Annotated in this window: 17 protein-coding genes; 9 read left to right on the forward strand and 8 right to left on the reverse strand. The window is 63.0% G+C overall.

Annotation, left to right across the window (positions count from 1 at the left end; all coding sequences use genetic code 11):
* Positions 1–18: 18 nt before the first annotated feature.
* Positions 19–573 carry a cob(I)yrinic acid a,c-diamide adenosyltransferase gene (locus SB753_RS18955; protein ID WP_087750898.1) on the reverse strand — a complete coding sequence of 185 codons (555 nt, stop codon included), beginning with the start codon at positions 571–573 and terminating at the stop codon, positions 19–21.
* Positions 574–1,172: 599 nt separating this feature from the next.
* On the opposite strand from SB753_RS18955, the gene SB753_RS18960 reads away from it, so the two are divergent.
* From SB753_RS18960 to proC, 6 genes are all read left to right on the forward strand, one after another.
* Entirely contained in the window at positions 1,173–2,588 is a 1,416-nt protein-coding gene (locus SB753_RS18960; RefSeq protein WP_408421441.1) for an FAD-linked oxidase C-terminal domain-containing protein, read from the forward strand.
* Positions 2,589–2,728: 140 nt separating this feature from the next.
* On the forward strand, positions 2,729–4,222 hold the full coding sequence (locus SB753_RS18965) for an FAD-linked oxidase C-terminal domain-containing protein (RefSeq protein WP_020069693.1): 1,494 nt from the start codon (positions 2,729–2,731) through the stop codon (positions 4,220–4,222).
* A 136-nt stretch (positions 4,223–4,358) separates the two neighbouring features.
* Positions 4,359–5,447, forward strand: coding sequence for a glycolate oxidase subunit GlcE (gene glcE / locus SB753_RS18970; RefSeq protein WP_410801294.1), 1,089 nt, complete (start codon positions 4,359–4,361; stop codon positions 5,445–5,447).
* A 7-nt stretch (positions 5,448–5,454) separates the two neighbouring features.
* Entirely contained in the window at positions 5,455–6,681 is a 1,227-nt protein-coding gene (glcF, locus tag SB753_RS18975; RefSeq protein ID WP_410801296.1) for a glycolate oxidase subunit GlcF, read from the forward strand.
* Between the two features lie 37 nt (positions 6,682–6,718).
* Entirely contained in the window at positions 6,719–7,417 is a 699-nt protein-coding gene (locus SB753_RS18980) for a YggS family pyridoxal phosphate-dependent enzyme (RefSeq protein ID WP_410801298.1), read from the forward strand.
* A gap of 108 nt (positions 7,418–7,525) precedes the next feature.
* Positions 7,526–8,341 carry a pyrroline-5-carboxylate reductase gene (gene proC, locus SB753_RS18985; protein WP_088173114.1) on the forward strand — a complete coding sequence of 272 codons (816 nt, stop codon included), beginning with the start codon at positions 7,526–7,528 and terminating at the stop codon, positions 8,339–8,341.
* A gap of 146 nt (positions 8,342–8,487) precedes the next feature.
* On the opposite strand, the gene ubiA is transcribed toward proC, so the two are convergent.
* The 7 genes from ubiA to recG all read right to left on the reverse strand — a co-directional run bounded on the left by ubiA (position 8,488) and on the right by recG (position 16,046).
* A complete protein-coding gene (gene ubiA / locus SB753_RS18990) occupies positions 8,488–9,351 on the reverse strand; it encodes a 4-hydroxybenzoate octaprenyltransferase (RefSeq protein WP_020069687.1) in 864 nt (287 codons plus the stop codon).
* A 297-nt stretch (positions 9,352–9,648) separates the two neighbouring features.
* Positions 9,649–10,137, reverse strand: a complete 489-nt coding sequence (locus SB753_RS18995; RefSeq protein WP_006047907.1) for a Dps family protein — start codon at positions 10,135–10,137, stop codon at positions 9,649–9,651.
* 278 nt (positions 10,138–10,415) lie between these two features.
* Entirely contained in the window at positions 10,416–10,577 is a 162-nt protein-coding gene (locus tag SB753_RS19000) for a hypothetical protein (protein WP_020069686.1), read from the reverse strand.
* Positions 10,578–10,655: 78 nt separating this feature from the next.
* Positions 10,656–12,110: a catalase gene (locus tag SB753_RS19005; protein ID WP_410801301.1), complete on the reverse strand. Its 1,455-nt coding sequence runs from the start codon at positions 12,108–12,110 to the stop codon at positions 10,656–10,658.
* 82 nt (positions 12,111–12,192) lie between these two features.
* Positions 12,193–12,330 (reverse strand): hypothetical protein, encoded by a 138-nt coding sequence (locus SB753_RS19010; RefSeq protein WP_408200745.1) that lies wholly within the window; start codon positions 12,328–12,330, stop codon positions 12,193–12,195.
* Between the two features lie 218 nt (positions 12,331–12,548).
* Positions 12,549–13,508: a LysR substrate-binding domain-containing protein gene (locus SB753_RS19015; RefSeq protein ID WP_020069683.1), complete on the reverse strand. Its 960-nt coding sequence runs from the start codon at positions 13,506–13,508 to the stop codon at positions 12,549–12,551.
* 147 nt (positions 13,509–13,655) lie between these two features.
* Positions 13,656–16,046 carry an ATP-dependent DNA helicase RecG gene (gene recG, locus SB753_RS19020; protein WP_410801303.1) on the reverse strand — a complete coding sequence of 797 codons (2,391 nt, stop codon included), beginning with the start codon at positions 16,044–16,046 and terminating at the stop codon, positions 13,656–13,658.
* Positions 16,047–16,213: 167 nt separating this feature from the next.
* On the opposite strand from recG, the gene queA reads away from it, so the two are divergent.
* From queA to yajC, 3 genes are all read left to right on the forward strand, one after another.
* Positions 16,214–17,281, forward strand: coding sequence for a tRNA preQ1(34) S-adenosylmethionine ribosyltransferase-isomerase QueA (gene queA / locus SB753_RS19025; protein ID WP_088173121.1), 1,068 nt, complete (start codon positions 16,214–16,216; stop codon positions 17,279–17,281).
* A 103-nt stretch (positions 17,282–17,384) separates the two neighbouring features.
* Complete coding sequence (tgt, locus tag SB753_RS19030; protein ID WP_131317799.1) at positions 17,385–18,575, forward strand: tRNA guanosine(34) transglycosylase Tgt; 1,191 nt, start codon at positions 17,385–17,387, stop codon at positions 18,573–18,575.
* A 198-nt stretch (positions 18,576–18,773) separates the two neighbouring features.
* Positions 18,774–19,103 carry a preprotein translocase subunit YajC gene (gene yajC, locus SB753_RS19035; protein WP_020069679.1) on the forward strand — a complete coding sequence of 110 codons (330 nt, stop codon included), beginning with the start codon at positions 18,774–18,776 and terminating at the stop codon, positions 19,101–19,103.
* Positions 19,104–19,119: the final 16 nt, after the last annotated feature.

The following is a 19,119-nucleotide window of genomic DNA, read 5'->3' on the forward strand; positions in this document are numbered from 1 at the left end:
TGAAAGCCGGCCGTGCGCCTAGTTTTGCCCGCGATCGTGCTGCCAGAGCACGTCCGCGCCGCCGTCAGCGCGATTGAGCACGCGTGCGAGGACAAACAGAAGGTCCGACAGACGGTTCACATACTGACGCGGCGCGGCGTTGACGGCCTCCTCGTCACCGAGGGCGACGATGGAGCGTTCGGCGCGGCGGCAAACCGTACGGCAAACGTGGGCGAGAGACGCCGCGCGCGAGCCGCCCGGCAAGATGAACTCCTTCAGCGGCGGAAGCGCAGAGTTGTAGTCGGCAAGCCAACCGTCGAGTTGCGCGAGATGGCGGTCGGTGATCATTGTGTGACCGGGAATGCAAAGTTCGCCGCCCAGATCGAACAAGTCGTGCTGGATCGAGATGAGCGCCGCTTGCACGTCATCTGGCAGGCGCTCGCACAGCAGCACGCCAAGATTCGAATTGAGTTCGTCGACGTCGCCGATCGCCGCAATGCGCGCGCTGTCCTTGCGGACGCGCCGGCCGTCGCCGAGACCGGTGGTGCCGTCGTCGCCGGTACGAGTGGCAATCTTGCTCAGACGGTTACCCATGATTTCTCCCTGCGTTCAATGATGAAGCCCGCGTCGATAGCGCATCGGTCGCCGACTGCAGTCCCGGTTTCTTGCACTGTGGTGGCGGCAGATCGTTAGCGCATCATCTGCCGCGTTATCTCTGTCTTGTCACCGCGTTAACCATGTTGCGCGGAGCCACTAGCCGCCGCCATTATAGGAGCGATAGCCGGCGCGACGCCTCCGAAGCAATGGAAGCGGCCCCCCCCGGCAGAAAGCGATCGGCGTAAAATGAAGTGCCTGCTGCAAAAAGCAGCTTCGCCTGACAAGTACTAACAGACCTTTTCATGCGGCTGACCGGCGTAAGTGTTAAGCGCTAACGGTCGACATCGTTGATGGGACCGGCGTAAGTGCTGAAACACTAACGTGAATGCACATTATTGATGGGACCGGCGTAAGTGCTGAAGCACTAACGTGAATGCACATTATCGATGGGACCGGCGTAAGTGCTGAAGCACTAACGTGAAGACACATTATTGATGGGACCGGCGTAAGTGCTGAAGCACTAACGTGAATGCATATTATTGATGGGACCGGCGTAAGTGCTGAAGCACTAACGCCGGTCGACACAGGAGACATGCGTGAATCATTCCGTTTCGCCGGCCGCGTTGCGCCGGCCATTCCCTGCCGAATTGCTGAGCGCGCTCACCAACGCCTTCGGTGAGCGCGTGTCGATCGCGCAAGCCGTGCGCGAACACCACGGCCGCGACGAATCGCCGTTCGATCCCCAACTGCCCGACGCCGTCGTCTTCGCACGCAACACCGAAGACGTGCAGACCGCCGTCAAGCTGTGCGGCCAGTACAACGTACCGATCATTCCGTACGGCAACGGCTCGTCGCTGGAAGGGCATCTGCTTGCGGTGCAGGGCGGCGTGTCGATCGATCTGTCGGAAATGAACCGCGTGCTGTCCATCAACGCCGAAGATCTCACGGTCACCGTCGAGCCAGGCATTTCGCGCAAGCAGTTGAACGAAGCGCTACGCGACACCGGCCTCTTTTTCCCGATCGATCCGGGCGCGGACGCGAGCATCGGCGGCATGTCGGCCACGCGTGCGTCCGGTACCAACGCCGTGCGCTACGGCACGATGCGCGAGAACGTACTCGGGCTCACCGTGGTGCTGGCCGACGGCCGCGTGATCAAGACGGGCACGCGGGCTCGCAAATCGTCCGCGGGCTACGACCTCACGCGTCTGTTCGTCGGTTCGGAAGGAACGCTCGGCGTGATCACCGAAGTCACCGTGCGCCTTTATCCGCAGCCGGAGGCCGTGTCCGCCGCGGTCTGCGCATTTCCGTCGATGGGCGATGCGGTTCGCGCCGTCATCGAAACAATTCAGATCGGCGTGCCGATTGCGCGCGTGGAATTCGTCGACGCGCTCGCGATCCGCTCGATTAACCGGCATTCGAACCTCACGCTGCGCGAGGCGCCCACACTGTTCTTCGAATTCCATGGCACCGAGGCCAGCGTCAAGGAACAAGCCGAACTCGTGCAGGAACTCGCCGCGCAGAACGGCGGCGAAGGATTCGAATGGGCGACGCGTCCGGAAGACCGCAGCCGTCTGTGGAACGCGCGTCACAATGCCTATTTCGCCATGCTGCAACTGAAGCCCGGTTGCCGCGCCGTCACGACCGACGTCTGCGTGCCGATCTCGCGACTTGCCGAATGCGTCGTCGAAACGGAGCAGGACTTGAAGGCGTCGCCGCTGCCCTGCCCGATTGTCGGCCATGTCGGCGACGGCAATTTCCACGTCGCGATCCTGATCGATCCGAACAAGCCGGAAGAACTCGCGGAAGCCGAGCGATTGAACCATCGCATCGTGCAGCGCGCGCTGCGCATGGACGGCACCTGCACCGGCGAGCATGGAGTCGGTCTGCACAAGATGGGTTTTCTGCTGGAAGAACATGGCGACGTTGCGGTAGACACCATGCGCTCTATCAAACACGCGCTCGATCCGCACAATCTGATGAACCCCGGCAAGATTTTTAGCTGGGCCGCCTGACGCGTCGTTTCAAGGCGCGTTGTCGGCAACGATTGAGCAGGACTGAACGCGGCTGAGCGTTATCGAGCCGCGGCGGCCGCAAACGGGCCGCCACGCAAGCGCCGGATAGCGCTGGGTGGAAACAGGAGGAGACGACTCACATGAATGCACCCGCCGAACTGTCAGCAGAGGTTCTCGCCCAGCGCCAGCGCGAAGTCGTGCAGGCGCTGATGGCGGTGTTGCCAAACCATTGTCTGCTATATCGCGACGAAGATACCGTCGCGTACGACTGCGACGGCCTCGCCGCCTATCGTCGTCTGCCGCTCGCCGTCGCATTGCCGGAGACGGAGTCGCAAGTGCAGCGCATCGTGCAGATCTGCCATCGTCTCGGGGTGCCCATCGTGCCGCGCGGCGCGGGCACGGGCCTGTCCGGCGGTGCAATGCCGATTCGCCACGGCGTGGTGGTATCGCTCGCACGCTTCAGGAAGATCATCGAGGTGGACTCTTACGCGCGAACCGCCACGGTGCAACCGGGCGTGCGCAATCTGTCGATTTCCGAAGCTGCCGCGCCTTACGGTTTGTACTATGCGCCGGACCCGTCGTCGCAGATCGCCTGCACGATCGGCGGCAACGTGTCGGAGAACTCGGGCGGCGTGCATTGCCTCAAGTACGGCCTCACCGTGCACAACGTGCTGCGCGTGCGGGCCGTGACAATGGAAGGCGAAATCGTCGAATTCGGCTCGCTCGCGCCCGACGCGCCCGGCCTCGATCTGCTTGCGGTGCTGATCGGCAGCGAAGGCATGTTCGCGATCGTCACCGAGGTCACCGTCAAGCTGATCCCAAAACCGCAAACGGCGCAGGTCATCATGGCCAGCTTCGACGACGTCGTAAAAGGCGGCGATGCGGTCGCCGGCATCGTTGCCGCGGGCATCATTCCGGCCGGCCTCGAGATGATGGACAAGCCGGCCACGCGCGCGGTCGAGGAATTCGTCCACGCGGGCTACGATCTCGACGCAGCGGCAATCTTGCTGTGCGAATCCGACGGCACGCCCGAGGAAGTCGCCGACGAAATCGTCCGCATGACCGCGGTGCTGCGCGAGCACGGCGCAACCCGCATCCAGATTTCGCGCACGGAAAACGAGCGGCTGCGCTTCTGGTCCGGTCGCAAAAACGCGTTTCCGGCTGCGGGACGGATTTCGCCGGACTATTACTGCATGGACGGAACCGTGCCGCGCCGCAGTATCGGACCGCTGCTTTCCCGCATCGAGGAGATGGAGAAGAAGTACGCGCTGCGTTGCATCAACGTCTTTCATGCGGGCGACGGCAACATGCATCCTCTGATTCTCTTTAACGGCAATGACCAGGATGAATGGCACAGAGCCGAGGCATTCGGCTGCGACATCCTGGAAGCATGCGTCGAGCTGGGCGGCACGGTGACGGGCGAACATGGCGTCGGCATCGAGAAGATCAACTCGATGTGCGTGCAATTCTCGCCGGAAGAGCGCGATGCATTTCACGCAGTCAAACGTGCGTTCGATCCGCCCGGTCTGCTGAACCCGGACAAGGGTATTCCCACGCGAGCGCGGTGCGCCGAGTACGGCAAGATGCACGTGCGCGGCGGTCTGCTGCCGCATCCGGAGCTACCGCGCTTCTAGCACCAGGCAATACGCATAGCCCGCCGCGGCGGCGTTTGCCGCCATCCCACCCTGATTACCCGATGCGGGTCCGCTCCGGGTTGTCAGCGAGCCCCCGCCCGGTACAATCGATCGAAACATAACGAAGCAGGGCATCATGGAAGAGGACGACATCGTCGCCATGTGGTCGGAACGCGTGCGTTCCGCCAGCGCCGCAGGTCGCGCGTTGCGCGTTCGCGGCGGCGGTACGAAAGACTGGTACGGTCAGACGCTGGAAGGCGAGATCCTCGACACGCGCGCTTATCGCGGCATCATCGCTTACGACCCGGCGGAGCTGGTCATCACCGCGCGCGCCGGCACGCCGCTGCTCGAAATAGAGGCCGCGCTCGCCGAACACCATCAGATGCTCGCCTTCGAGCCGCCGCACTTCGGACCGCAAGCCACCTTCGGCGGCTGCATCGCCGCGGGCATCGCCGGCCCGCGCCGTCCGTCGGCCGGTGCGGCGCGCGACTTCGTACTAGGTGCGGTCGTTATGAACGGCCAGGGACAAGCGCTGCATTTCGGCGGCCAGGTGGTGAAAAACGTCGCCGGCTATGACGTCTCACGCTTGATGGCGGGCTCGCTCGGCACGCTGGGGCTCATCCTCGAACTCTCGGTGAAGGTGCTGCCGCAGCCGCAGGCCGAAGCCACGCTCAAGTTCGACGTGAACGGCACCGACGCTGTCCGTAAGCTCAACGAATGGGGCGGCCGCCCATTGCCGATCACCGCGAGCGCGTGGCGTCACGGCACGCTTGCCGTGCGTCTCGCGGGCGCGGAGAGCGCGGTCAAGACGGCGCGTGCGTCGCTGGGAGGCGAGGTTGTCGATGCGGTCGAGGCAGAACGCTTCTGGGCAGGCCTGCGCGAGCAGACCGACACATTCTTCGCCGCAATTCCGCCGAAAGCCGCGCTGTGGCGGCTTGCGCTGCCGTCCATCACCGAGCCGCTTCAATTGCCCGGTGCTCAATTGATGGAATGGGGCGGCGCGCAGCGCTGGTGGATCACGGACACCGACGCGCAAACGGTGCGCATCAGCGCGAAGCAAGCCGGCGGTCACGCGACCATCTTCCGCACCGGCCATGGCTATGACCGCGGAGCCGGGGTGTTCACACCGCTGCCCGCGCCGCTGATGAAAATCCATCGCGGCCTGAAAACCGCTTTCGACCCGGCCCGCATCTTCAATCGCGGCCGTCTCTACCCCGACTTCTGAGCGCGCGATGCAAACCAATCTCGCGGACTTCATTCGCAACACACCCGACGGCGACGAAGCCGACGCCATTCTGCGCAATTGCGTTCACTGCGGCTTCTGCACGGCCACGTGCCCGACTTATCAACTGCTCGGCGACGAACTCGACGGCCCGCGCGGCCGCATCTATCTGATCAAGCAGATGGTGGAAGGCGCCGAAGTCACGCGTAGCACGCAGGTTCACCTCGACCGCTGCCTTACTTGCCGCAATTGCGAATCGACCTGCCCGTCCGGCGTGCAGTACGGCAAGCTGGTAGAGATTGGCCGCAAGATCACCGAGAAAAAAGTGACGCGTCCGCTCGGCCAGCGTCTCACGCGCCGCTTCCTTGCGAGCTTCGTGCCGAACAGCGCGCTATTCACGCCGGCCATGCGTCTCGGCCAGCATTTCCGGGCGCTGCTGCCGCGAAAATTGCGCGACAAGGTGCCCGCGCGACAGCGTCCGCTCGAGTGGCCGACCGCAAGACACACGCGCAAGATGCTGATGCTCGCGGGCTGCGTGCAACCTTCGATGATGCCCAACGTCAACGTCGCCACCGCGCGCGTGCTCGATGCGCTCGGTGTGGAAACGCTCGTCGCGCCCGACGCCGGCTGCTGCGGTGCCGTGCGCCTGCACCTTGGCTATAACGACGAAGCGCTCGTGGACATGCGCGCCAACATCGACGCATGGTGGCCGTATGTCGAACAGGGCGTCGAGGCGATCGTGATGAACGCATCGGGCTGCGGCGCGACCGTCAAGGAATACGCGCATCTGTTGCGCCATGACCCGGCGTATGCGGACAAAGCGCGCCGCATCGTCGAATTGACACGCGACATTGCCGAGATCCTGCCGGACTTCGAGGAACAACTCGCGTCGATCACGCGCCGCCGCGCGATCCACACGGTCGCGTTTCATCCGCCCTGCACGTTGCAGCACGGACAGCAGGTGCGCGGCACAGTGGAACATCTGCTGACGCGACTGGGCGTCGAAGTGCGCCTGCCCGCCGACAACCACCTTTGCTGCGGTTCCGCCGGCACTTACTCGCTCACGCAGCCGAGGCTCTCGTATGCGTTGCGCGATCAGAAGCTCGAGCGGCTGCACGCGCAGGAGCCGCAAATGATCGTGTCCGCGAATGTGGGCTGTATTTCTCACCTGCAGAGCGGCACGTCCACACCGGTCGCGCACTGGATCGAACTGGTGGAGCACATGCTGTCCGTATAATCGGGGCATCGACTTCCGTCCGTTCCCCGTTCGCTCCATGCCAGATCTGATTCATAACCTCGAAGCGGTTAAGCAGCGCATCGCAATGGCCGCACACGTGGCCGGGCGCGACGCGCGTTCCATCGCGCTGCTCGCGGTCTCGAAAACTTTCCCCGCCGAAGACGTGCGCGCGGCGCACGCCGCCGGTCAACGCGCATTCGGTGAAAACTACGTGCAGGAAGCCCTCACGAAGATCGAAGCGCTCGCCGATTTGCGCCGCTCGCTCGAATGGCATTTCATCGGGCCGTTGCAGTCGAACAAGACCCGTCCGGTGGCCGAGCAGTTCGACTGGGTGCATTCGGTCGATCGCCTGAAGATCGCACAGCGGCTTTCCGAACAGCGGCCTGATGATCTGCCTGCGCTGAATGTCTGCCTGCAGGTCAACATCAGCGGCGAGAGCTCGAAAAGCGGCGTGAGCGTCGAGGAAGCCGCCGAAGTCGCCCGGGAAATCGCCACGCTGCCCAAGCTGAAATTGCGCGGCCTGATGGCAATTCCCGAACCGGTGGGCAGCATCGACGAACAGCGCGTGCCGCATCGCCGGTTGCGCGAACTGTTCGAGCGTTTGCGCGAAGAAGGTCTCACGCTCGATACGCTCTCGATCGGCATGTCGGGCGATCTCGAGGCTGCGGTACTCGAAGGCGCGACCATCGTGCGGGTGGGCACCGCCATCTTCGGCGCGCGCGATTACTCGAACTAGCGGTTGCAAACGTGGTTGCAAGCGCGGTTGCAAACGTGGTTTCAACTACGGCTGCAAGCTCATTTGTAAGCGCGGATTCATACGCTCAATCAAACCTTCCGGACCATCATGAAAATTGCTTTTATCGGCGGCGGCAACATGGCTGCGGCGTTGATCGGCGGCCTTATCAAGCGTGGCGTCGCGCCCGCCGATCTCTATGCGATCGATCCTAACGAAGACGCGCGCAAGCGTAACGAAGAACAGTTCGGTATCAATACCGGCGCCGCCGCCGACGCGGCGCTCGCTGCGTATGACGCCGTCGTGCTCGCGGTGAAGCCGCAAATTCTGAAGAGCGTTGCCGAATCGCTCGCGCCGCATCTCAAGGCGTCGCAACTGGCAATCAGCATTGTCGCCGGCATTCGCATGGACGACATGTCGCGCTGGCTGAACGGCCATACGCGGATCGTGCGCGTCATGCCGAATACGCCGGCGTTGATCGGCATGGGCGTTGCCGGATTAGCCGCAACCGCGAGTGTCGACGAAGCGGGCCGCGCGCTTGCATCGCAGGTGCTAGGCGCCGTGGGCGAAACGGTATGGTTCGACGACGAAGCGAAAATCGACGCCGTCACCGCCATTTCGGGAAGCGGCCCGGCCTACGTGTTCTATTTCATCGAAGCGCTGCAGGAAGCCGCGCGTCAGCTCGGCATGAATGAAGCGCAAGGCCGCGCACTCGCCGTGGCGACCTTCACGGGAGCCGCGCAACTGGCAGCGAATTCGGACGAGCCGCCGAGCCTGTTGCGCGAACGCGTGACGTCGAAGGGCGGCACTACCGCGGCGGCGCTCGCGTCGTTCGACGCAAGCGGCGTGAAGGAAGCAATCGTTCGCGGCGCGCTGGCCGCCGATGCGCGCGCGAAAGAAATGGGCGACGAGTTCGGTAAGCAGTGAGCGCGGTTATCGCGGGTTCGCTGATTACTGTCTATCGCTTACTGCCTGCTGCAATGGGATAAGCCGTGCGACGCGGAGTCGGGTCAACCCGCTCCGCGTCCAGCGCAAGAAGAGACACGCGGGCAATGGACAGACCGCACCAAAACTCAGAACGACGCCACCGCATAGTGCGCGGCAATGCCCACGAATAACGCGCCGCCCAGCCAGTTGTTGTGCCGGAACGCCGCGAAGCACGCCATCCGGTCACGGTTGCGAATGAGCGTGTAGTGATAGACCGCGCAGCCCGCCGCAGCAACCCAGCCTAACCAGTACAGAACGCCGAAACCCAGCATCACGCCGATGCCGACGTAGATTCCAAGCGTCACCGCATAGCAGAGCATGATCGCGGCAACGTCGAAGCGGCCAAAAGTGAGCGCCGAAGTACGGATGCCGATTTTGATGTCGTCGTCGCGATCGACCATTGCATATTCGGTGTCGTAAGCGACCGACCAGAACACGTTCGCCAGCAGCATGACCCAGGCAAGCATCGGCACGTGGTTCTGCACGGCCGCGAACGCCATCGGAATGCCGAATCCGAATGCGATACCCAGGTACGCCTGCGGAATCGCGAAGAAACGCTTGGTGAACGGATACGAGCCGGCGACGAACAGCGCGGCCACCGACAACTCTTTCGTCAACGCATTGAGCGGCAGAATCAGCAGAAAAGCCAGCAAGGACAAGCCGGCGGCGAGCGCCACCGCTTCCCATGCTTTGACCTTGCCTGAGGTGATCGGACGATTTTCGGTGCGCTTGACGTAACGGTCGAAATCGCGATCGGCGTAGTCGTTGATCGCACATCCCGCCGAGCGCATCAGCACGGTACCGACCGTGAAGATGACGAGAAGCGGCCACGACGGACGACCGTCGGACGCGATCCACAGCGCGTTGAGCGTCGGCCACAGCAGCAGCAGACTGCCGATAGGCTTGTCCATACGCACAAGGCGCAGATAGAGCGGAAGTCGGGCAAACATGGCGGACTCTGTAAAAGCGGGCGGAATGCGGAAACAGTGCCGACATTTTACGGGATGCAGCCGGCGTCCAGCGTCGTGCGGCCCGCGCGGTGAACGCTCATGCCGCAACTGCGGTTGCGAAAGCGGCGTCGGAAAAAACAAAGCCTCCCGCGAGGGAGGCTTTGATATGTCCGGCTGTATCTGAGCGCGTCTGGACGTTTTCGCCCGTGCCCCCGGCCGATTCCGGTTCCTGGAACCGGAATCAGATCGTGCTCCGGCCGGGCGACGGACCGGCAAACGAACGGCCGCAGCGCGAAATCAGGCCAGCATCGAGCGCAACATCCAAGCGGTCTTTTCGTGCGTCTGCATGCGCTGCGTCAGCAGGTCGGCGGTCGGCTCGTCGTTCGCGGCTTCCGTCGACGGGAAAATTGCGCGCGCGGTACGCACCACGGCTTCCTGACCTTCCACCAGCTGGCGGATCATTTCCTCTGCAGCCGGCACGCCGTCCGCTTCGGGAATGGACGACAGCTTCGCGAAATCCTTGTAGCTGCCCGGCGCATGCACGCCAAGCGCGCGAATCCGTTCAGCGATCGAATCGACGGCGAGTGCCAGTTCGTTGTATTGCGTTTCGAACATCAGATGCAGCGTGTTGAACATCGGACCCGTCACGTTCCAGTGGAAGTTGTGGGTCTTCAGGTACAGCGTATAGGTGTCAGCGAGCAAACGCGACAGACCTTCCGCAATCTTCTTGCGGTCCTTGTCGCTGATTCCGATATTGACGTGTTGTACAGCTTCTTTTTTGGCCATGATGACTCCTTTGAAGAGTGATACGAACCGGTGGCAAAGTAACGGCGTGCTATGGACTGACTGACTGACGACGAAGCCGTTAAAACGGGCGCTCGACAGTTTATCGTAGAAAAGTGCCGGACTCGTGTGACGCGTGGTCACTACGGCGCGCACTAGCGGGCGCGCCGTGTTGCGCAGCTGGCAACGGTGGCTTGCCCTGCCCGCCCTACTCGCCCTTCACACACTGCTACGCGCCCACTCGCGCCCGCAGTTGCATGTCGCTGCCTGCCATTGCCCGCTTACCCGCCCACTGCATGCTGCAGCACCTGCGCCGCGATAACCGCGAGCCCACTCGTCACGATCGCGAAACCCACGGCTCTGCGCAATCCCAGCGCGTAGTGCAACTGCGCGCGATGAGCGGTTCGTGATTTGCCCGCAGTGGCTTTCATCATCTCGATCATCAGCGTGCTCCTCGGTTAGCGCCGTTCACTCCGTTCACCTATCGCGGGACGCCTACGCGTCCCGCTCGTGCTGCCTCGTTACTTCTTGCCGCCTTCCGCGAGTTCTGCCATCGCGGCGATCACGCCTTCGGCATAGGCGGGATCGATGCGGCGGAAATGTTCAACCGCGCGCGCAACGATGTCTTGCGGTACGCCGTTGATGTGACGCGCGATGTTGCCGAACAAACGCTCGCGTTGCGCCGCGTCAAAGAGCGCAAACAGCATGCCCGGCTGCGTGTAGTAGTCGTCGTCCGCGCGATGGTCGTAGCGATCGACCGCACCTGCTGCGAGCGCGGGCTCCAATGCGTTGGTGTCCTGCGCGAAGTCGCCGAAGCGGTTCGGCTCGTAGTTCACGTTGCCGCCGAGGTTGCCGTCCGTACGCATTGCCCCGTCGCGATGGAACGAGTGCGGGTTCGGCACGCGCGACGCATTCACCGGAATCTGGTGGTGATTGATGCCGAGACGATAGCGCTGCGTGTCGCCGTACGAGAAGAGACGCCCCTGCAACAGCCGGTCCGGCGAGAAGCCAATGCCTGGCACCACGTTGGCCGGCGTGAACGCTGCCTGCTCCACATCCGAGAAATAGTTGGCCGCGTTGCGGTTCAACTCGATCGTGCCAACGTCGATCAGCGGATAGTCTTTCTGCGACCACACCTTCGTGATGTCGAACGGGTTGAAGCGATACGCTGCGGCTTCCGCCTCCGGCATCACCTGGATCGCAAAGCGCCATTTGGGGAAGTTGCCCGCGTCGATGTTGCCCACCAGATCGCGCTGCGCACTTTCACGGTCTTGCGCGACCACTTGCGACGCTTCGCCATCGGTGAAATTTGCAATGCCTTGCTGCGATTTGAAGTGGAACTTCACCCAGAAGCGCTCGTTGTTCGCGTTGATGAACGAGTACGTGTGCGAACCGAAACCGTGCATCTGACGGTAGTTTTTCGGAATGCCGCGGTCGCTCATCAGGATCGTGACCTGATGCATCGACTCCGGATGACGCGTCCAGAAATCCCACGCGGCGATGTTGCTGCGCAGGTTGGTGTACGGGTCACGCTTTTGCGTGTGGATGAAGTCCGGAAACTTCAGCGGATCGCGAATGAAGAACACCGGCGTGTTGTTGCCCACCACGTCCCAGTTGCCTTCTTCGGTGTAGAACTTGATCGAGAAGCCGCGCACGTCGCGTTCCGCATCGGCCGCGCCGCGTTCGCCCGCGACCGTCGAAAACCGCATGAACAAGGGCGTTTCCTTGCCCACTTCGGCGAACACTTTGGCCTTCGTGTAGCGCGAAATATCGTGGGTCACCTTCAGCGTGCCGAACGCGCCCGAGCCCTTTGCATGAACGCGGCGCTCGGGAATCACTTCGCGGTCGAAGTGAGCGAGTTTTTCGATCAGCCATACGTCTTGCAGGACGACCGGGCCGCGCACGCCGGCTGTCATCGAATTCTGGTTATCGGCGACGGGCGCGCCGGCGGCATTGGTGAGCTTCTGTTCTGACATGCGGAACTCCTGGATGGTTTTTCGTTGGAAAGGAATGTGGGGAGAAGCGCGGCAAAGCAATGCCGAAGGCTTATGCGAACAATCAGGCCGACAGAGCGCGGTCGACGAGGAGAGAAAGCGCGACCATGCGCATACCGAGCAAGGCGGCGGCAAAACCGGTGTTGGCGCCGGCTGCGTTGGCGGCGAATGTCTGAGTTTGCGGCGAGTCTGATTGAGTCATGGTGTTCTCCGGGCCTTGGGGATCTTGCGATCCATGGAAAACACTATATCAATACTATTGGAAACACGCGTTTTATAAATTTAATCTATCCAATAGGCACCCCGGCGCACCCCGGCGCACCGCGGCGCAGATTGGCGCGGCGCAGATTGGCGCGCCGCCGCCAGGCGAAGCGGCGGCTGCGGCGCGAAGCCGTCAGCGCCCGTGCGCCTTGCCGCCGTTCAGTTCACGGCGACCGGCAAATCCAGCTTTTTGACGCCCGGCAGGTCGCAGGCGCTGATTGCATCGCAAATCGCGTCGATGGCAGGCATCCGCGTAAAGCTCTTGCGCCACGCGAGCACGACGCGGCGGTCCGGCACCGGTTCGCCGAACGGGACATACGACAAAAGCCCCGAGTCGATGCCGCCCGCGTGCGGTTTGACCTCGTGCACGGACATGCGCGGCAACACGGTGATGCCCACGCCGCTTGCGACCATGTGGCGAATTGTTTCCAGCGACGATCCTTCGAACGTCTTCTGGATGCCGTCGGCGTTCTGCGAGAAACGCATCAATTCCGGACAAACACCCAGCACGTGATCGCGGAAGCAATGGCCGCTGCCGAGCAGGAGCATGGTTTCCTGCTTGAGATCGTCGGCGTCGATCTTCTGACGGTTTTCCCACGCGTGACCCGACGGCAGCGCGACGACGAACGGCTCGTCGTAGAGCGGACGCAGCATCAGTCCGGTTTCGGGAAACGGCAGCGCCATGATTGCAACGTCGATCTCGCCCTGCTTGAGCAGTTCGATCAGCTTCAGCGTGTAGTTTTCCTGCAGCATCAACGGCATTTGCGGAACGCGCTTGATCATCTGCTTGACGAGCGTGGGCAGCAGATACGGTCCGATCGTGTAGATCACGCCGAGGCGCAGCGGTCCGACGAGCGGATCTTTGCCCTGCTTCGCGATTTCCTTGATGGCGAGCGTTTGTTCCAGCACCCGCTGAGCTTGCGTAACGATCTGCTCGCCGATCGGCGTGACGCTCACTTCACTGGTACCGCGCTCGAAAATCTGTACGTTGAGCTCGTCTTCGAGCTTCTTGATGGCCACCGACAAGGTCGGCTGGCTGACGAAACACGCTTCGGCGGCCCGGCCGAAGTGCCGTTCGCGGGCAACGGCAACGATGTACTTCAATTCGGTGAGCGTCATTGGGGGACCAATCAGTGCGGTGGATTCGATAGGTTTCAGTTATACACCCATAGGGTCGGTTCGCCAACCCGGTACGCGGGCTTTCAATATCCGCGAAACGCGCCATGGGTGCGGCACCAGGCGAAGGCCGACGGCCGGTGCGTTCGTTTATGCCTTCAGATATTGCTCGCGAGCCCCCAGCCAGCGCGCCAGATGCTGCGTGACGACATCCGGATACGTCTCCAGCAAAGCCGCAGCTGCTTCGCGCGCGGGCTCGATCAGCCATTGATCGTTCTGCAGATCGGCAAAACGAAGCATCGCCGCGCCGGATTGCCGTGCGCCGAGGAACTCGCCCGGACCACGAATTTCGAGGTCCCGGCGCGCGATTTCGAAGCCGTCCGTCGTTTCGCGCATGGTCTGCAAGCGCGCGCGCGCCGTCATCGACAACGGTCCGGTGTACAGCAGCACGCACACCGACGCCGCGCTGCCGCGTCCCACACGCCCGCGCAACTGGTGCAACTGTGCGAGGCCGAAGCGCTCGGCGTGCTCGATCACCATCAACGACGCATTGGGCACGTCGACGCCCACTTCGATCACCGTCGTCGCGACCAGCAACTGCACTTCGTTGCGCGTAAAGGCGTCCATGACAGCCGCTTTTTCAGCCGGTGCCAGCCGGCCGTGCACGAGTCCGACGTTCAGTTCAGGCAGCGCCGCGACCAGAGTTTCGTACGTCTCGACTGCGGTCTGCAGTTGCAGCGTTTCGCTTTCCTCGATCAGCGGACAGACCCAGTAGACCTGACGCCCGGTCAGCGCGGCCTCGCGCACCCGGCCGATCACTTCTTCACGGCGCGCGTCGGACACGAGCTTGGTCAGGATCGGCGTGCGCCCGGGCGGCAATTCGTCGATGGTCGATACGTCCAGATCCGCGTAGTAGGTCATGGCGAGCGTGCGCGGAATCGGCGTGGCGGACATCATCAGTTGATGCGGCTGGAAGTCGCGCGCCCCGTCGGCGGCGTTCTTCGCTTTTGCGCGCAACGCGAGCCGCTGCGCGACGCCGAAACGGTGCTGTTCGTCGACGATCACGAGCCCGAGACGCGCGAATTCCACGGCGTCCTGAATGATCGCGTGCGTGCCGATCACGAGCTGGGCAGTGCCGAGCGCCGCGGCTTCGATCGCGGCGCGTTTCTCCTTGGCCTTCAGACTGCCGGCGAGCCACGCGACGTTCACGCCGAGCGGCTCCAGCCAGCCGCGCAATTTGCGTGCGTGCTGTTCGGCGAGGATTTCGGTCGGCGCCATCAGCGCGGCCTGATAACCGGCGTCGATAGCCTGCGCGGCGGCCAGCGCGGCGACAATTGTCTTGCCGCTGCCGACGTCGCCTTGCAAGAGCCGTTGCATCGGATGCGGCTGCGTCAGATCGAGCGCGATCTCGCCGCCGACGCGCTCCTGCGCGCGGGTCAACGAAAACGGCAACGCCTTGAGCAGACGCGCGACCAAGGCGGATTCGTCGCCTAGCTTGCGGCGCGGCATGGGCGGCGCGGAGCGCGTGCGGCGCTCTTCGTGCGCACGCTTGAGTGACATCTGCTGCGCGAGCAATTCCTCGAATTTGATGCGCACCCATGCCGGATGCGTGCCGTCGATCAACGCGGTTTCGTCGGATTGCGCGCCGGGATGATGCAGCGTGCGCACCGCGTCCATCAGCGAGGGCACGCCGAGCGGCTGCAACCATTGCCGCGCGACAGCCTCGGGCAGCAGTTCCGGCAAAGACGTGCGCGACAGCGCGTTGTCGATCGACTTGCGCAAATACGCCTGGGTCACGCCGGCTGTACTGGGATAGACCGGCGTGAGCGCTTGCGGCAGCGGTGTGTCTTCGTCGACCACACGCACCGCCGGGTGCACCATCTCCATGCCGAAGAAGCCGCCGCGCACGTCGCCGCGCACGCGCAGCCGCGCGCCGATCGCCATCTGCTTGACCTGCGAACCGTAGAAGTTCAGAAAGCGCAGCACGAGTTCGTCGCCCGCGTCGTCGCGCAATTTGACGAGCAACTGCCGACGCGGTCGATAGGCGATCTCGTTGTCGAACACGACGCCCTCGGTCTGCGCAATGCCGCCTGGCAGCAGGTGGCCGATCGGCGTCAACGAGGTTTCGTCTTCATAGCGCATCGGCAGATGCAGCACCAGGTCGATGTCGCGCGTGAGGCCGAGTTTGGCGAGCTTGTCGACGGGTTTGGCGGCGGGCTTGGCGGACGATTTCGCCGATGACTTCGCCGCCGATTTCGCCGACGCGCTCGCTTTTCCAGCCGCCGCCTGCGGTGCGGGGGCGGTCATTCCGTCTGGTGTTTGCTGACGCGCTTGCTGAGATGTTCGCCGGGACGCTTCATCAGGCTCGTCACCAGATGTCTGGTCCGCTCGCTTCACAGCGCGCGCCGTCCGCCTGGGTTGCGCCGCGCCGTCGGCCTGCCCGCTTGCATCCGCCGCCGTGCCGCCTCGCGCGACCGGGGCTGCCGGTTCGGCGCTGACTTCATCGGTAGCGGAGGGCAATCGGCGGTCGGACAAAGGCATGGGCTGCTTCGCAAGTACAATATCGGCTGTCAAAAGTATCGAAGGGCGCGTCGCTATCTGGCTGGCGCGCAAGCGCGGGCTCGCGGCACGCTGCGGCGCCCCGCAATCATAGCCGCCCGGCTCGGCCTTCGGCTCAATTCAGTCTCCATTCGCTTCCAGTCGTTCGCATGTTCAAGCTTTCCGATTTCGATTTCGATCTGCCGCCTGAGCTGATCGCGCAAGTCGCACTACCCGAGCGCAGCGCCAGTCGCCTGCTCCAGGTGGACAACGCGGCCGATGCCGACGGCGCCGCGCGTCTCGTCGACCGCCGCTTCGCCGAACTGCCCGAATGCATTTCGGCCGGCGACCTGCTGGTCTTCAACGATACCAAAGTCCTGAAGGCGCGCTTCCTCGGCCAGAAGGCCAGTGGCGGAAAGATCGAAGTTCTGGTCGAACGCCTCACCGGCGAGCGCACGGCGCTCGCGCAGATCCGCGCGAGCAAGAGCCCGCAGGAGGGCACGACGATTCGTCTCGCCGATGCGTTCGACGTGACCGTCGGCGAGCGCGTCGAGCCGTTCTACACGCTGCATTTCCCCGACGACTGCCTGACGCTGATCGAGCAGTTCGGGCGTTTGCCGCTGCCGCCGTACATCGAGCACGACCCCGACTCAACGGACGAAACCCGCTATCAGACCGTTTTCGCGCAAAATCCCGGCGCGGTCGCGGCGCCCACGGCGGGCCTTCACTTCGACGACGCGCTGCTCGCGCGGCTCGACGCTGCGGGCGTTGAGCGAGCCACACTGACGCTGCACGTCGGCGCCGGCACGTTCCAGCCGGTGCGCGTCGAGAATCTGGCCGAGCACAAGATGCACAGCGAGTGGTATCACTTGCCGCAGTCTCTGGCCGACAAAATCGCGGCGACGAAGGCGCGCGGCAACCGCGTGATAGCAGTGGGCACGACGTCGATGCGCGCACTCGAAGCCGCCGCGCGCGACGCCGAAGCGGCCGGCCGCCCGCTTGCTGCGGCGAGCACCGAGACAGACATTTTCATCACGCCGGGCTACCGGTTTCGCGTCGTCGACCGGCTGGTGACGAACTTTCATTTGCCAAAGTCGACGCTGCTGATGCTGGTGTCGGCATTCGCGGGCGTCGAGACAATTCGCGCCGCGTATCGCCATGCGATCGAAGAGCGTTACCGCTTTTTCAGTTACGGCGACGCGATGCTGTTGACGCGGCGCGACGACCGAGCCGTCTGACGCGCCGTCCACGAGTTTGCAGTTTCCTCAGCCGCCGAACATCTTCGGCGGCGTTTCATTGTTTGCGCCGGACTGTTTTCCGGTTGCCCATGGAGTTACCTCAATGACCTCCGGTCACCACTCGCAACAGACAACCACCGAGCGCCCCGCCAACGGCCTCCACTTCGAATTGCTCGGCACCGACGGCCAGGCGCGCCGCGGCCGCGTCACGCTGAATCACGGCGTCGTCGAAACGCCGATTTTCATGCCCGTCGGCACTTACGGCACCGTGAAAGCCGTCCAGCCGCGCGAACTCGAGGAAATGCATGCGCAGATCATCCTCGGTAATACGTTTCACCTCTGGCTGCGCCCGGGCCTCGAAACGATCGGCGCGCACGGCGGCCTGCACGGTTTCATGGGCTGGAAAAAGCCGATCCTGACCGACTCCGGCGGCTTCCAGGTGTTTTCGCTCGGCGACCTGCGCAAGATCACCGAAGACGGCGTCACGTTCGCGTCGCCGATCAACGGCGACAAGCTGTTCCTGTCACCGGAAGTGTCGATGCAGATCCAGAAGGTGCTGAACTCGGACATCGTCATGCAGTTCGACGAATGCACGCCCTACGCAACGAACAACGTGCCGACTTCGCACAAGGAAGCGGCCGACTCCATGCGCATGTCGATGCGCTGGGCGCAGCGCTCGATCGACGAATTCCAGCGGCTCGGCAATCCGAACGCGCTCTTCGGTATCGTCCAGGGCGGCATGTTCGAGGACCTGCGCGACGAGTCGCTCGCGGGTCTCGCGGAGAAAGAGTTCCACGGCCTCGCGATCGGCGGCTTGTCGGTCGGGGAGCCGAAAGAAGACATGATGCGCGTGCTGAATCACATCGGCCCGAAGCTGCCGGCCGACAAGCCGCACTATCTGATGGGCGTCGGCACGCCAGAAGACCTGGTGGCCGGCGTGGCTGCAGGCGTCGACATGTTCGATTGCGTGATGCCTACCCGCAACGCGCGCAACGGCTGGCTCTTCACGCGCTTCGGCGACATCAAGATCCGCAACGCCACGCACAAGAATTCGCTGCGTCCGCTCGATGAGCAATGCGGTTGTTACACGTGCCGAAATTTCACTCGCGGCTACCTGCATCATCTGCATCGCGTGGGGGAAATTCTCGGCGCGCAACTGAATACGATTCACAACCTGCACTACTACCTGGAACTGATGCAGGAAATGCGCGACGCCATCGACGCGAAAATGTTCGAACCATTCCGCAAGCGCTTTCACGAGAACCGCGCGCGCGGCATCGACGAGGCGCCTTGATCGCCTCGTTCGTCGGATTCGGCGGAAGAATCCGTCAGATGCTTGCGGAAAACCTTACAATCTACTTTCGCGGACGGCGAAAAACGGCTTTAAACGATTGATCCCAAAGCCGAATCGCCGCGCCGACGCGCGCAATGCCGGTGGTAGAATAACCGGCTGATTTTTTTGATTGAATTGATCTATAACGGAGAGACCAACGTGTCGTTCATTTCCAATGCCTTCGCCCAAGGCACAGCCGCAGGTGGCATCGAATCGAACTTGATGAGCTTCCTGCCGCTGATCCTGATGTTCGGCGTGCTGTACTTCATCATGATTCGCCCGCAAATGAAGCGCCAGAAAGAACATCGCAACATGCTCGCCGCCATGGCCAAGGGCGACGAAGTTGTGACGAACGGCGGCATCGTCGGCAAGGTGACCAAGGTGGGCGAGGCTTACGTCGGCGTCGAAATCTCGGAAGGCACGGAAATCACCGTGCAAAAAGCGTCGGTCACGACGATTCTCCCGAAGGGCACGATCAAGTCGCTGTAAAGGCCTGCTCTCTCGC

It is taken from the genome of Paraburkholderia sp. SIMBA_053 (assembly GCF_046534895.1).
In the GTDB taxonomy this organism is placed as follows: domain Bacteria; phylum Pseudomonadota; class Gammaproteobacteria; order Burkholderiales; family Burkholderiaceae; genus Paraburkholderia; species Paraburkholderia caledonica.